The organism is Actinomadura sp. ATCC 39365 (assembly GCF_054392275.1).
The window spans coordinates 8,245,761-8,260,881 of the sequence record NZ_CP184335.1 but is presented as its reverse complement, the minus strand read 5'-3'; the positions used below and the strand labels follow the sequence as shown (position 1 = coordinate 8,260,881).

At 72.0% G+C, this 15,121-nt stretch carries 10 protein-coding genes; 6 read left to right on the top strand and 4 right to left on the bottom strand.

Annotated elements, in window-relative coordinates:
- Positions 1–4: 4 nt before the first annotated feature.
- The gene (locus tag ACNF49_RS39840) at positions 5–4,243 is read left to right on the top strand and encodes a DUF6603 domain-containing protein (RefSeq protein ID WP_482940936.1); all 4,239 of its coding nucleotides are present in this window, start codon (positions 5–7) and stop codon (positions 4,241–4,243) included.
- 265 nt (positions 4,244–4,508) lie between these two features.
- On the opposite strand, the gene ACNF49_RS39835 is transcribed toward ACNF49_RS39840, so the two are convergent.
- The 3 genes from ACNF49_RS39835 to ACNF49_RS39825 form a co-directional block, all read right to left on the bottom strand.
- Positions 4,509–4,781 (bottom strand): hypothetical protein, encoded by a 273-nt coding sequence (locus tag ACNF49_RS39835; protein WP_482940935.1) that lies wholly within the window; start codon positions 4,779–4,781, stop codon positions 4,509–4,511.
- Between the two features lie 204 nt (positions 4,782–4,985).
- Positions 4,986–5,132, bottom strand: a complete 147-nt coding sequence (locus ACNF49_RS39830; RefSeq protein ID WP_482940934.1) for a hypothetical protein — start codon at positions 5,130–5,132, stop codon at positions 4,986–4,988.
- Between the two features lie 348 nt (positions 5,133–5,480).
- Positions 5,481–5,780, bottom strand: a complete 300-nt coding sequence (locus ACNF49_RS39825) for a hypothetical protein (RefSeq protein ID WP_482940933.1) — start codon at positions 5,778–5,780, stop codon at positions 5,481–5,483.
- A 62-nt stretch (positions 5,781–5,842) separates the two neighbouring features.
- Here ACNF49_RS39825 and ACNF49_RS39820 point away from each other — a divergent pair, with 62 nt between their 5' ends.
- The 5 genes from ACNF49_RS39820 to ACNF49_RS39800 all read left to right on the top strand — a co-directional run bounded on the left by ACNF49_RS39820 (position 5,843) and on the right by ACNF49_RS39800 (position 13,935).
- Positions 5,843–7,576 (top strand): choice-of-anchor Z repeating domain-containing protein, encoded by a 1,734-nt coding sequence (locus tag ACNF49_RS39820; RefSeq protein WP_482940932.1) that lies wholly within the window; start codon positions 5,843–5,845, stop codon positions 7,574–7,576.
- Entirely contained in the window at positions 7,573–11,784 is a 4,212-nt protein-coding gene (locus ACNF49_RS39815; protein ID WP_482940931.1) for a choice-of-anchor Z repeating domain-containing protein, read from the top strand. Before ACNF49_RS39820 ends, ACNF49_RS39815 begins: the two co-directional genes overlap by 4 nt.
- Positions 11,785–11,805: 21 nt before the next feature.
- Positions 11,806–13,437: a hypothetical protein gene (locus tag ACNF49_RS39810; RefSeq protein WP_482940930.1), complete on the top strand. Its 1,632-nt coding sequence runs from the start codon at positions 11,806–11,808 to the stop codon at positions 13,435–13,437.
- A gap of 142 nt (positions 13,438–13,579) precedes the next feature.
- On the top strand, positions 13,580–13,738 hold the full coding sequence (locus tag ACNF49_RS39805; protein ID WP_482940929.1) for a hypothetical protein: 159 nt from the start codon (positions 13,580–13,582) through the stop codon (positions 13,736–13,738).
- A gap of 29 nt (positions 13,739–13,767) precedes the next feature.
- On the top strand, positions 13,768–13,935 hold the full coding sequence (locus tag ACNF49_RS39800; protein ID WP_482940928.1) for a hypothetical protein: 168 nt from the start codon (positions 13,768–13,770) through the stop codon (positions 13,933–13,935).
- Between the two features lie 178 nt (positions 13,936–14,113).
- On the opposite strand, the gene ACNF49_RS39795 is transcribed toward ACNF49_RS39800, so the two are convergent.
- Entirely contained in the window at positions 14,114–15,112 is a 999-nt protein-coding gene (locus tag ACNF49_RS39795) for an SDR family NAD(P)-dependent oxidoreductase (RefSeq protein WP_482940927.1), read from the bottom strand.
- Positions 15,113–15,121: the final 9 nt, after the last annotated feature.

The following is a 15,121-nucleotide window of genomic DNA, read 5'->3' as shown; positions in this document are numbered from 1 at the left end:
CGGAATGAGTCTCCAGGACCTGCAGACCGTCCTTCAGTCCCAGGCCGACGGGAACGGCGCCGTCACCGTCGCGGAATCCACCCTGACGGCGGCCGGGCTGACCCCGGCGGCCGGCTTCGACGCCACGATCCGGACCAGCCTGAACGTGACGTCCGGCTTGTCCGTCGCCTTCACCGGCCAGGTCCCGGCGCCCGTGGGAAACCAGCTCAGCCTCTCGGGCACGGCCGCCTTCCTGGGGGTGACCTCGGTTCCGACGCTGGTGGTCCTCACCCTTGAGACCGGCGGCACGGTCGACGCCCTGATCGTCGCCACCCTGCCCGCGGACTGGACCTTCGGCACCAGCTTCCAGGCGCTGGAGACTCAGCCGTTCACCAGCATGACCCTGACCCAGCCCGCGTTCCTGGTGACCACGGCCGCCCAGACCGCCTACGCCTGGCAGCCGGGGGCGCCCGCCCTCACCCTCGCCAAGGGACTGAACGTCGCCGCGCTCCTCGGGCTCGACGGCCCCGCCGCCCTCCTGCTGGGGCTGATCGACAGCCTCGAACCCACCGGCACGGTCGTCCTGTGCGGCACGATCGACCCCACGACCGACCGGCCGGCCGTGGCGCTGACCGGCACCATCGACGCGCCCATCACCGCGGACACGTCCTTCGACCTGTCGCTGCCGACGGTCCTGGTGACCAGCGAGCCCGACGAGAACGGGTTCCTGGCCTACTGGCTCTCCTTCGCCTCGACGCTCAATGTCGGCGGGCAGCCGTTCAGCACCTTCCAGGCCGCGCTGATCGAGGGATCGCCGAACCTCTGCCTCACCATGACGGCGACGGGCAAGCCCATCACGCCCGACGAGATCATCAAGCTGATCGGCAAGGTCGACTACACGCAGTCGATCCCCTCGGCGCTGACGGAGGTCTTCTCCTCAGTCGGGCTGACCGGCCTCGGCGCGACCTTCAACGTCGAGACGCCCGCGGTCCTGGACATCACCGGCGGGATCGGCACGACGTCGTCCTGGACGCTGGGGGACTTCACGCTGGAGAACCTGACGCTCAACTGCTCGGTCATGTCGCCGTTCGACGCCTCCCCGATGGTGCTGGCCGGCTTCGGCGCCACCGCGCAGATCTTCCCGGACGTCTTCCAAGGCGTGTTCGAGTTCGAGCTGACCGCCGACACGGCCGGTGACCTCGGGATCGTGGCCGGTTTCAGCGGTACGGTCACACTGAAGGACCTGGTGGACGGGATCTCGGGCAACACCGTCGACCTGCCGGACTGCCTGCAGGGCATCCAGTTCGACGACTTCGGCATGAGCTTCGCCAAGGGCGGCGACGGCTCCGACTGGCAGATCTACGGTACGGCGCAGGGGTTGTTCAGCCTCGGCCTCGACACCGGGCCGCTGAACGTCACCGTCACGGCGGTCATCTCCTCGGCCGGCGGGCAGAAGACGTACCAGCTGGTGGGCGCGCTGCAGATCGGCGAGGAGTTCTTCGACGTCGAGATCGACCTGGGCGGCGCCGGCAGCAGGATGACCGCCTCCTGGATCGACCAGGGGGAACCGCTCGGGTTCGCCGACGTCGCCGCCGCCTTCGGCTGGACGTCCATGCCGGCCGTCCCGCCCGACCTCGACCTGGGGCTCACGGGCGCCACGCTGGTCTACCACTTCACCGACGACAGCATGGCCTTCGGAGCGCAGTCGCGAACCTACGGCGAGGCCGCGTTCGTCACGCTCAAGACCGGCCAGACCCGCGTCTGGACCTTCTGCCTGGCCGGCGGCCAGAGTTTCAGCCTGTCGGACCTGCCGCTGGTCGGCGACGAACTCGCCCGCGTCGAGGACGTCTCGATCGGCGCCCTCAAGGTCCTGGCCGCCAGCGCCCCGATCGCCGACCCGAGCGCGGTCAACAACCTGATCCAGGATCTCGGCGGGGACTACCCGCTCCTCCCGGCCCAGGGCGTGGCGGGGACCCTGCTGATCTCGGCCGTCCTGCGGATCGGCGACGACGCGCTGCCGATCGACGTCGCCATGGGCGGTCCGAGCCGGCCCCAGGCGTACGCGTCCGCTCCGGCGGCGGACGGGACCACCTGGTTCGCCGTCCAGCGCAGCTTCGGCCCCGTGTCGATCAACCGCATCGGCGTCCTGTACCAGTCGAGCCAGCAGGCCCTGTGGTTCGAACTGGACGCCACGCTGGCCTTCGGCCCGCTGACGCTCAACCTCGACGGGCTCGGCGTCGGCTCGCCCCTGACCAGCTTCGCCCCGCAGTTCTGCCTCCAGGGCCTCGGGGTGGCCTACAGCACGCCGCCGCTGGAGATCGCCGGCACCCTGATCAACATGGAGCCGCCGGGCAGTGACGCCGTCGACATCGAAGGCGGGCTCATCGTCTCGGCGAGCGGACTGACACTGGAGGCCTTCGGTTACTACGGCAACGCGTCGGGCTTCTCGTCGATGTTCGTCTTCGGCGACCTGAGCTACGCCGTCGGCGGCCCGCCCGCGTTCTTCGTCACGGGCGCGGCGCTCGGCTTCGGCTACAACTCCGCCCTGCGCCTGCCGTCCATCGACGAGGTCCAGGTCTTTCCCTTCGTCCAGGTACTGCCGGGTTCGACCGCCGCCAAGGCCGGGCTCTTCGGCCCCGACCCGACGCCCGCCACGGTGCTCGACGTCATCAGGAAGCCGCAGCCGCCGTGGGTGAGCGACGAGGCCGGGGCGCTGTGGTTCGGCGCGGGGATCACCTTCACCAGCTACGAACTCGTCGACTCCCAGGCCATGCTCTTCGTCGAGACCGGGCAGGAGCTGGTCATCTCGCTGGTCGGCGACGCGCGGGCGTCGTTCCCGCACCCGACGGGGACGGCGGGCGAGCCGTGCTACGCCAGTGTCGAGCTGGACCTCGACGTCCGGTTCGCGCCCGGCGAAGGGGTGTTCTCGGCCCAGGCCGTGCTGGCCCGCAGCTCCTTCCTGCTCGACCCCGCCTGCGTCCTGACCGGCGGCTTCGCCTTCTTCGTCTGGTACGGCGACAACCCCCACGCCGGCGACTTCGTGGTGACACTCGGGGGCTACAACCCCGGTTTCCAGCGGCCCGCCCACTATCCCGCCGTACCGCCGGTGGGCTTCCACTGGGCGATGGACTCGACCATCTCCATCAGCGGCGACGCCTACCTCGCCCTCACCCCGGCCGCCATGATGGTCGGCGGCCGGCTCGACGCCACCTACCAGTCCGGCAGCCTCAAGGCGTGGTTCGACGCCCACGCCGACATCGTCGTACGGTGGAAGCCGTTCTGGTTCGACGCCGGCATCGGGATCACGATCGGCGCCTCGTACAAGATGAACCTGCTGGTCACCTCGGCGACCGTCTCGGTGGAGCTGGGCTGCGACCTGGAGTTCTGGGGGCCGCCGACCGGCGGCACGGTCACCGTCGACTGGACCGTCATCTCCTTCACCGTCCCCTTCGGCTCCGCCAGGCAGGCCGGGCCGCGGATCAAGGGCTGGAGCGACGTCGAGGCGATGCTCCCCGACACCCGCGACCAGGCCGAGCCCAACATCCTGTCGGCCACGCCCACCTCCGGCATGATTCCGACGGGCGCCTCGGGCCCCGGCTCGGGCGACGACACGTCGTGGCCGGTACGCGGTGGCACGTTCGGCTTCACCGTGACCACCCCCGTCCCGGTGACCACGGCCGGGGTCGGGTCCGCCCACGCCTTCAGCGGCGACACGTTCGACGTCCACCCGCTGGGGTGGACCGGCGTCTCCTCCGGCCTGACCGTCACCCTGACCGACCAGGCGGGAGACGACAGATCCGCAGCCTTCGACGTCGCGCCGCTGCGCGCGGCCGTACCCGCCTCACTGTGGGGGGCGCCGCCCCAGAACGGGGGCGTGCCGGCAGGCGGCGCCCAGCTCGTACCGGACCAGATGACGGGCCTGACGATCGTCGTGCGGCCGCCGCGGACGGGCGCCACCCCGGGACCGGTCGACGTCGGGCTCGCCCCGGCCTCGGTCGACCTCGCCCTCCCGGACGCGCAGCTGCCGCTCAGCGGCTCGGCGCAACCGGCGGGCCCCACCCCGGCGAACGGCGGCAACACGATCAGCCGGATCGCCGATGCCGCCTCCGGCATCGCCTCGGACCCGGTACGCGCCGCGCGCGCCTCCATCCTGACCGGCCTCGACATCCTCGGCTACGGCCCTGACACGCCCGACGACCCGATGACGTCCTTCGCCGGCGAGGCCGGCCGTCTGTTCGCCGCCGAGCCTCTGATGGTCGGCTGATGCCACTCATGCGACCAGGTCTGGAGAAAGCACGCCTCATGCCGACCGTCAGCGAGCCCGGCACGATCCAGTTCTTCGACGGCTACGTCCCCTCGTTGCCGGCCGACACCTACCACGTCGAGGTGAAGCAGGTCGTCTCCGGCGACGGATCGACGCCCACGTACGACATCCAGCAGGAGTTCGTCGTCCAGGCACCGGAGTTCGTCATCGACCGGGGCGTCGTCCGGACCGTCCATCCGCCGGCCGGGTCCTGCGGCGTCTACGGTCAGACGCTTGCCTTCGTCGTGCTCACCGATCCCTGCCTGCCGTGGGAGCGCAGTCTCGTCCCGGGCGACGCGGCCGGCGACACGCCGTGGATGGCGCTGCTGGTCTTCGCCGAGGGGGAGATCCGCCTCCAGGAGGGCACGAACAACCCGGTGTCGACCTGCACGGTGGGGGAGCTGACGGCCGAGGACCCGGACGTGCTCAAACCCGCGTTCCCCCAGGGCTGGTTGTCGGACACCACCCTGGCCTCGCAGTGCCAGACCATCACCGTCACCGGAGACGCCTTCACCGCAGCCGCCCCCCAGACCGGCGACCTGCCCTATCTGGCGCACTGCCGGGCGGTGCCGTCGGCCGCCGAAGGCGAGGCGATGTCGTCGGTGCTGGTGGCGAACCGGCTGGCGGTCGCCGACACCCGGCAGGACGCCCCCGCGCCCTTGCGCTACCACGCCCACCTGGTCTCCCTGGAGGGGTACGCCGCCTACCTCGGCCCCGGCGGCACCCCCGTCCCGCAGCGGCAGGACGGCAGCGGGCCGAAGGACGTCCGGCTGGTGTCGCTGACCGGCTGGACGTTCGTCTCCCAGCCGCAGACCGGCGAGAGCTTCACCCAGCTGATGCAGGGACTCATCGACAGCCAGGCGGCCACCCCCTCCCTGTCGCTGCCTGCCCCCTTCGTCCTGGGCGTCGACCCGGTCGTGTACGAACGGCTGGGACTCGGCTATGCACCCCTGACCTTCGCCGCCGGGACCGGTGAGACGAGCTACGCCTGGTACCGGGGGCCCTTCACCCCGTTCGTCGCGCAGGAGCTGCCGCCGGTGGGCGACCCGGCGGTCGAGCCGCGCGACGCCACCAGCGCCGACGCCCTGATGATCTACCTGGCGGACGAGGGGCTGTTCGACCTCAGCTACGCGGTGGCGTGGAACATCGGCCGCCAGCTGGCCCTGGCCGACAGCGCGTTCGCCCGGACGGTCAACGGTTACCGCCGGTCGGCCCATGCGGCGCTGGGCAGGCTCTCGCAACGCCTGACCTTCGGCCACTTCTCCCGGTACGACGACCTGACCCCGCTGGCCGCGCCCACGGCGACCCGCCCGCGATTCTCGTCCCTGATCGGCGACGGCCTGGGACGTACGTGGACGCGGGTGCTGGAGTCGGTGCACGACGGCGACCGGCCCCCGGGTCCCGTACGGCGGCGGCCGGTGCCGGCGGGCCGCCGCAGGGCCCTCCATCCGCGTGACGTGCTGGCCCTGCCGGGCGCCGCCGACGCGGTGACGGACAACCTGCACGAGGTCCTCGGAGCCGATCGCCAAATGGCTCGCCAAACTCAGCCTGCTGCGCCCGGTGCCGTTCTCGTACCTGGTGCCCGATCCGCGCATGTTGCCGGCGGAGTCGGTCCGCTTCTTCTACGTCGACCAGGGCTGGATCGACGCCGCCGTCGCGGGCGCGCTCAGCCTGGCCGTGCACGGCTCGGCGGACGTGGCCCTCCTGTCGTCCTCCTGGCCGTACCTGCGGCAGGCCGTGGCGCGGCACCGGGTGCGGTTGTCGGGAGGCGCGGTCCAGGCGGAGGGCGACGGCCCCGGCGTGACCGGCATGCTGATCCGCTCCCAGCTCGTCGCCGGCTGGCCGTCCCTCGTGGTCAGCCCGAGCATGGGCGGGGCGCCGCTGCCGGTGATCCGCGACGACTGCCTGTCACCGGCGGTCCGCCTGTCGTTGTTCCAGGGGGTGCCCGACGTGGTCCGGCTGAGCGAGCCGTGCCAGGGGCTGCGCTTCGGCGCCGAGGACGAGGAGATCTACCCGCGCTGCCTCACCCTGCCCGCCGCGACCGGGGCGCAGATCGCCAACGCCACCCCGGTGCCCCTGGCGCCGATGCTGCGGGCACCGGCCGACGGCGCGGTCGGCGGCGTGATCCAGACCGCGGACCTCGCCGCGCGGCTCGAAACCGCGGCCGGGGTCCTGCCCTTCGCCGCCGACGCCGTCGTGCACTGGAACGGCGCCCCGCTGGTCACGACCGTCGGCGGCGGCCAGCTGCGGGCCACCGTGGACGCCACCCTGGTGGCCACCGCCGGGACCGCCGCCGTGACGGTCACGACCGGCGGCGCCACCTCGGCGCCCGTGACCTTCACCATCGACGCCGCGCTGGCCGTGGACGAGCTGGCGCCCGCCCTGACCGGCGCGGGGAGCGGCCCGCTCAAGCTGACGGTGCTGGGGCGCGGCTTCGGCGCCGACGCCGTCGTGCGGTGGAACGGCGACGCGCTCACCACCCAGGTGGTCAGCGTCATGGAGGTGACGGCCGCCGTCCCCGCACAGGAGCTCGCCTCTCCCGGTACCGCCACCGTGACCGTCACCTCGGGCGACGCGACCTCGAACCCGGCCACCTTCACCGTGGCCGGCGCCGGCCCGGCGATCGACAGCCTGGAACCATCCCTGCGACCGGCCGGCTCACCGGGCTTCACCCTGACCGTGCAGGGCTCGGGCTTCACCTCCGGCACCACCGTGCAGTGGAACGGCTCGCCGCTCGTCACCCGGATCGTCGCCGACGGCACGCTCCTGGCGGCGGCCGTGCCGAAGGACCTCATCGCCACCGAGGGCACCGCGTCGGTCACGGCCGGCGCGGACGGGCAGCCGTCCTCACCGGCCGTCTTCACCGTCACGGGGCCCGACCCCACCCTGGGCCTGATCAGCCCCGCCGTCGCCCTCGCCGGAGGCGCCGGGCTGACCCTGACGGTCGACGGTGTCAACTTCGGCGCCGACGCGGCCGTCCACTGGGACGGCACCTCACTGGTCACGACGTGGCACGACGCCGAGCAGGTCACGGCCACCGTGCCGGCGGACCTGCTGACGGCGGGCGGGCAACCGGCCGTCACCGTGGTGTCCGGCGGCGTCACCTCCAACGCCCTGCCGTTCGGCGTCATCACGCCCCAGCCCGTCGTCGGCCTGCTCGAACCCGCCACCGTCGTCGCGGGGACGGCCGGCTTCACCCTGACGGTCACCACCGGCTTCGGCTCGGGGGCCTACGGGCTCCAGGTCGTGCAGGCTCCGAAATCGCAGGACTTCCCGACGCCGAGGAACTCATGAGCGACGCCGTACCCCTTCTCGTGCCCCTGACGGTCGAGGCCCTCGTGGTCAACGACGACGTACGCCTGGATCGCGATCCCACGTCCTGCAAGGCGTTCATGCGTACACAGATGCAGTACGGTGCCCTCCAGGAGTGCGTGAGCGGCCAGCCGGTCATCGGCGACAACGACCTCTACTTCACCCGGACCGGCCTCACGGAGTCCGGCGTGCCGACGACGGACTTCTACGACGGCGTCTACCTCAAATGGCGCATGCCGGACGCGCTCACCCGGGGCGCGCACGACCCGGTCACCGGCGTCACCACCTATCCGCCCGTACCCAACCGCTGGCTGGTCGTCCGCATGAACGGCGCGGAGACGAACCGCCAGGCGACGGCGTGGATCATCGAGAGCGACTTCGTCTGGAAGACGCCGCCGCCCTCGGGGACGGTCGCCGGCCTGGCCTCGTTCTACGTCGGCGAGCAGCAGAACCTGCCCGAGGCCATCCGCATCGGCCGCAACGTCGAGCTGGGCACCTGGACGGAGAGCGGTGACAGCCTGCACCTGACGGCGGTCGCGCCGGGCAATCCCGCCTTCGCCTTCTACCAGCCCCACAACAACAACGTCTTCTCCTTCGTGGACGTGCTGGCCGACGGGCCGGACGACACGCTGAGCTACCAGGTGCTCGGCTGGTTCTCCGACGCGGGGGACGACCCGCTGGCGGGCGTGGACGCGCAGGACTTCGCCGCGCGGCTCGACGCGCTGGGCTGGACGTTGCAGCCCGGCACGGACCCCACCCTGACCACCCGGACGACCTTCCTGACCGGATCGGTCTGCGGCGTCACCTGGCAGACCGGGCAACTCCCGCCAGGAGGAACGCCCGGCGGGACCACGCCGATCGCCGTCAGCGTGGGCAACACGTCGGTGGAGGCGCTGACCGCCCTGGTGGCCACGCAGGCCCAGGCGCTGGCCGACACCTCGGTCGACGCCGACCTGCTGGAGGCGTTCCAGCTCGGGCTGCTCGACGTGCTCGACGAACCGGACGGCGCCGCGATCCTCGCCGAAAGGCTCCAGGCCGGCTTCTTCCAGCGGTTCAACGGCGGCTACGACTGGACGATCGTCGACGCGCCCGGCAGCACCGAGACCCTCTCACCGGGGGAGAGGGCCCGGGAGTCGGAGTGGCTGGCGAACCTGCGCGCCGACCAGAAAGCGCTCGACGACGCGCTGCGTGAGCTGGCCGCGCTCCAGACCCTGCTCCACACGGCCTGGTGGAAGTACGTCAGCCAGCCCTGGCTCTACACCGGGAAGACCAGCGTCCCGGGACTCCAGGACCAGACGGCTCTGGAATCGCTGATCGACCCCGCCGTGCAGGGGAGCGTCGGACAGCGGACGGCGGCCCAGCTGCGGACGGTGCAGGCGCTGGCCGCCCTCGTGCCGGACGGCGCCACCCCGGAGGCGCTCCAGCAGGCGATCGCCGCATTCTCCGCCCTGCGGGACCTGCCCGCCTCCCGGGTGCTGAAGCGGACGTCCGCCGCCCCCTTCCACCTGCCCAACAACCCGGTGGTGCTGATCAGCGGCGCCGGCGCCGCCGGCATCGTCGGCACCGGCGGCCCCGCGCTGTGCCGTTTCCCCTCGCAGCTCGTCACGGCCTTCGCCTGCGGCGGCACGACCGTCTCGGCGTCGACCCAGGGCCTGACCATCGCGCAGCCCGGCCTGTCCGGGGTGAGCGGCGCCCCCTGGACGGACGACCTGGTGGCCGGCCTCGTGAACGAGTTCTTCCTCACCGACCCGGCCAACGCGACGGCGATCAGCGCGGTCATCCCCGGCAGCACCCCGGCCGAGGTGCTGACCGCCATGGGGGACCCGGCGAGCTACACCGGCGTCTACCCCGAGGGCGGCGTGCTGCCCTGGACCCGGAACCCGTGGCACCCGCTGCTGCTGATGTGGGAGGCCACCTACTACCCGATCGCGTACGGCACCCCGGACGCGCCCAACTGGACCCTCCAGGACGGCGCCTACGTGTGGAACGGCACACCGCAGAGCGTCGAGCAGCCGAGGACGCTGTCCGGCCTCATCCAGCTCAGCTCGACCGCCTCGCTCACCATGGAGTCGCGCATCCAGGCGTTCCTGCGCGACGATCCCTCGCTCGCCCCGCAGGAGGCCGAGGAGTTCGAGGCGCTGCTCGGCTTCGTCCAGACCCAGGACAGCTGGGACCTGCTGTCGCAGTCGCTCGACGGCTTCAACGAGCAGATCCGGCTGGGGATGCCCGGGGTGTTCCTGGGGCCGGGGAGCGCCGCGCCGGCCACGGATCCGCCGCTGCCGGTCCTCATCGGTGGCGCCGACGAGTATCCGCCGTACCTGCCGCTGATCCCGTCGGACGGCGTCCCGGCGAGCCTCTTCCAGCCCTGGCGCGCCGGTCAGTTCGCCTTCGACAACCTGGTGCTGGTCGACGAATGGGGCCAGGCCCTGTGGCCGATCGGGGGGCAGCCGAAGGGTACGGAGATCGTCTACCGCCCGGACGACCTGCTGCCCGTGTACACCTCCGAGCAGGTGCTGTTCACGATCACGGACGGGCAGGCGGAGGCCCCGGCGCCCGCCGACGCTTCGGGGCCGGTCATCACCGGGTTGTCACCGGACCTGATCCAGGCCGGCATGGCGCCCTCCGCGCGGATCCCCGTCACCGTCAGCGGGTCGGGCTTCGGGACCGACAGCGTCGTCCGATGGGGCGGCACCCCGCTCACCGCCACGGTCAACGGCGACGACGAGATCGTCTGCTCGGTGCCCGCCACCTTCGTCATGGAGCCGGGCGCCTTCGACGTCACCGTCGAGTCGGGCGGCGTGACCTCGCCGCAGGCGGTCCTCACCGTCTCGGCCGGCCCTGCGATCGGCACGCTCGACCCGTCGTCGGCCGTGGCCGGGTCGGCCGCCTTCACCCTCACGGCGACAGGGGTCGGCTTCGCGCCGCAGTCCATGCTGGCCTGGAACGGCTCACCCCTGCAGACCGCCTACGTCAGCCCCACCGAACTCACCGCGCAGGTCACCGCCGACCTGATCGCGCAGCAGGGCATGGCGTACGTGACCGAGATCTTCGGCCACCAGTGCGTGAGCGACGACTCGGCCGACTACGTCCAGCTGCCGCCCGCCCTGCTCCAGCCGGCGCGCCTCGACTTCACCCTGTCACCGGCGACGGACGACAGGACGAGGTACGGCGCCGAGGCTGATCCGGTGTGCGGCTGGGTGCTGCCCAACCACCTGGACGCCTCACTGATCGCCTACGACGCGACCGGCACGGCGCTGGGCGAGATGTCCGTCGGCTACGACCCGTCGGACCAGCCGGCGGTCCACTGGGTGGCGCTGCCCGGCAGCCCCTACACCACCCTCCACCAGATCGCCCGCGCCATCCCGCACTTCGGGCCGTTCCTGCTGGCGCTGAAGCGGCAGGAGCCCGCGACGTTCACCGCCTTCCTGGGGGCCGTGGACGAGACCCTGTGGACGACGGCGCCGATGGGGGCCGTGTTCGACCACGATCTCGCCGTACTGATGGGACGGCCCATCGCGATGGTCCGCGCCCGGCTGCGGTTCGAGCTGGACGGCCCGCCCTACGCCGACCCGAGCTGGCAGTACACCTTCGACCCCGCGCCGCCCGCCGTCACCGGCTACGAGTTCCCGATCGAGCTGGGCGACCTCGCCCGCCTCGGCGACGGGCTGATCGGCTACTTCACCGGCGACGACTACACGCACTTCAACGTCGTCCAGCAGGCCGTGCGGACGTCCTCGTCGTACCTCACCCCGATCGGCGTGGACGGCAACTACGTCTACCTGCCCTTCGACAGCACGACGGCGGCGTACGTGTCGATGCTGGTCGACCCGCGGGCCGCCGTCCACGCCACCACGGGCCTGCTGCCGACGGCCCGGGTGGCCCTGCCGCCGCGATTCGTGACCGACGCCCTGGCCGCCATGGACGTGACCTTCCGCGTCAACGGGGGACTGACCGACCAGACGATCTCCGCGGCCGGGGCGACCACCGTCCTCATGCCGGTCCCCAAGGAGAGGACCGGCACCTGGTCGTGGACCGAGAACGACGCCGGCACCTGGACCAGCTACGCGACCGGCCCGAACGACACCACGGCCCGGCTGCCGACCGTCGCGCCGGTGTTGCGCCGCGGGCTCCTGCAACTGTCCGCGGCGCTGGGCGACCAGGAGCACCCACGGCCGCGTCCCGGCCGGTGAACCGACAGCGAGGAGACCTTCATGCCGCCGATCCCCAAGCCCAACGTCTGGATCAACGCCGAGGACGACCCCTCGACGCTGCTGACCTACGCCCTGCAGACGAATCCGGCGCCGCTGGTGGTCAGCGACCCCGACGACCCGCGGCACCAGGCGTCGCTGGAGTTCGTCATCTCGAACCAGACGAGCGAAACGGTGAACGTCGCCGCCATCGTCATCACGTTGTGGCTCGGCTCGGCCGGCACCGACATCACGCCCAGCGTGGACGGGGTCCAGAACATGATCTCCGACACCACGAACTGGATGGTCCTGGGCCCGTTCGTGGGAGAAGTCGCCGCGAACTACCGGCTGGTGCCGGCCGCCGGCGCGACCGTGCCGATGGCTCCGGGCGGGTCGGTCTACCTTCAGCTCTACGAGATGAAGACCGTGCCGGAGGCGGGCACGACCACGATCTCGATCCTGGAGGAGACGGGGGCGCAGCCTCCCTGGAACGACGCCTCCACCGACATCCAGGTCACGACCTTCCCGTACGGGTTCTACTTCAACGGGCTGACCGCCACGACGGAACAGGACGGCTCGCTGGTGCCGGTGTCGCAGGTCGACTACGGCGACACGGTGACCCTCGTCTGGAACTGTTCGGTCGTCGACACGGAGAAGGCGTTCACCGTCCACTACTCCAGCGCGGCGGGCCAGGGGACCGTCGAGGAGCTGCGGAACAGCGCTTGGACCTCGCGCAGGCTGTTCTGCGACACGGTCTTCACGGTCGTCGTCGACGTGGTCGGGCCGACCGGGGCGCCCCTGACGGCGGCGATGTCGACGACGGTCGCCGTACAGGATCCCGATCTCGTCGCCACGTCCCTCACGGCGGGGACCGCGACGATCACCGGTGAGACCACCCTCTCCGGTACGACGACCACCGGCACGCTCCTCGCCGGCGACGTCACGGCGAGCAGCCTCACCTCCACCGGCGCGCTCGACGTCAGCGGGCAGACGGTGCTGGCCGGGGCGGGCATGAGCGCGGCGAACGTCAGCGGGCCGCTCACCGTCAGCGGCCTGGCCACACTGACCGGCGGGCTCGACGCGGCGGGCGGGCAGGTCACCATGCTCGGCCCCGTCGTGACCCTCGCGGCCCCCACCACGACGGCCACCCACGTGAAGGCCGCCACCGACGGTTTCGCCGTCATGCAGATCACCTGGCCGAACGCCAAGCCGTCCTGGGCGCAGGGGCGGATCAACCTGTTGGGGCAGTGGTTCGTCGTGGAGGGCGGTGTCATCGTCGCCCCTCCGGGAGGCGGGAGCACCCTCACCACCCCGAACGTGATGACCGTGCCCATTCCCGCCAACACCGACTGGTGGTACGACGGCGCCGCCGTCACGTTCGGCAGCTCCGAGGGCGCGGAACAGGCCGGCGACAGCTCGATCATCCAGCTGTTCTGGTTCCCGCTCGGAAGCGGCTCGATCGGCGACTCCTACGAGATCGTCCCGGTGGACGAGACGACGGAGGTCCCCGGGCCGCCTCTCGCAGATGTCGGCGCCGTGCTCCGGCAACGCGCGGCACGTGCCCGCAACCTCGTCGACAAACTGTCCCGGGCCTTCGGCCACACCCTGGACGACGGCGTGCGGAACGAGCTGGTCACGCTGTTCTCAGAGGGTTGAGCGCGCCGGAGGCGCCACCTGCACACCGCAAGTTCGTGGCCGTCCTGCGGCAGGCCGGCCACCGACCCGGCGCGGGCGCGGTTGTGATCGCGTTGTTCGCGGTGGCGGTGCTGCGGCCACGGCAACGGCCACGATCCGGAGGGTGCCGCTGCCATCGCCGGTGCAGCGGCTCGCGGGGGCGCGGGGCGTCCGCGCTGTTGAGGGCCGCAGGGCAGGCCCGCTCATGCCGCGCGGCTCGAACGGGACGTACGGCTCGGACGGCTGCTCGCGCGGCGTCTCGCCGACGACGGCTGGACGCTGATCGACGACGCGCCTCTGCCCGTCGTCTGCGTGGCGGCTCCCGAGGCCGAGACGGGGGGCCACGAGAGCAGCGCCGTCCGGCTCGCGGGGCGTCCCGCCATCCGCCTGTGCGTGACCAGCCATCGTACGGGCCTCGCCGACATAGAGGCCGTGGCCGGCGCGCTCGCCGAAGCCCGCAAGAGGACGCCGATCGCCTGATCGAGCTGCCTGGCTCGGCCCAGGATGGCAGTGACGGCGACGGCCAGGTGGAGCGCGCCGTGGGCCGGGGCCGAGGACGGCGGCGGTGATGTCCCTCGCGGCGACGGCCCAGCCCTCGGTGGCGCGGCCCTGCACGAGGGCTGGGCCGAGACCGAAGGCCAGGCTGTGCGCCGTCGTGTCATGCGGTGGCCGTACCGGACCGGCCCCCTCCGTCCAGGAGGGTGTTGATCATTTCCTGGAGGCGGTCGCGTCCGAAGTCGCCGAGTGCGCCGGTCAGGGCTTGGGCGAGCTTGTCGAAGGGGTCGTCCGTCGGCAGCTCCTTGGCCTTGTCGGTCAGCTCCCGCACGCTCCACAGCCCGTCCTTGTGGATGTGGCCGCCGAGGGACCAGCCGTGGTTGACCGCGACGGTTCCGCCTCGTACCGACAGGACCTGGCCGGTGAACGGGCAGGCCGCACCGGCCAGGTAGGCGGCGACAGGCGCGCAGGCGGCCGGGTGCAGCGGGTCGAACCGGCCCGTCGGCGGCTCCTCGTTCATGGCGGGAACGGCGAGAGTGAGGCGGGTACGGGCCATCGAGGGCGAGATGCAGTTGACCCGCACGCCGTACCGGCCGAGTTCGAGGGCGGCAACGATGGTCAGCGCCGCGACCCCGGCGTTGCCCGCCGCGTAAGACGCTTGCGTGGGCAGGGGGTTGAGCAAGCCGGAGCCGGAGGAGGTGTTGATCACGGCGCGGTCGGCGCGGACCCCGGCCTCGTACCGGTCGCGCCAGTGGCGGGCCGCCCAGCGGGTCACTGCGAAGGTGCCCTTGAGCTTGACGGCCAGGACGTCGTCGAAGTCCTTCTCCGGCAGGTCGGTCAGGCCCATGTTCCGTTCGATGGTCGCGTTGTTGACCACGACGTGCAGGTCCCCGAACGACTCGAGGGCCGTCTCCACCATGCGGCGGGCGCCGTCCCAGTCGGCGACGCTGTCGGTGTTGGCCACGGCGGCTCCGCCGCCGGCGGTGATCTCCTCGACGACCTTCGCGGCCACGTCGCCGTCGCCGCCCGTACCGTCGATGGCGACGCCCGGGTCGTTGACGACGACCTTGGCGCCCTCGGCGGCGAAGAACAACGCCTCCTCCCGGCCGATGCCGCGCCCCGCTCCGGTGATGAGGACCACGCGTCCGTCCAGGCTTCCCATGTTGATCAT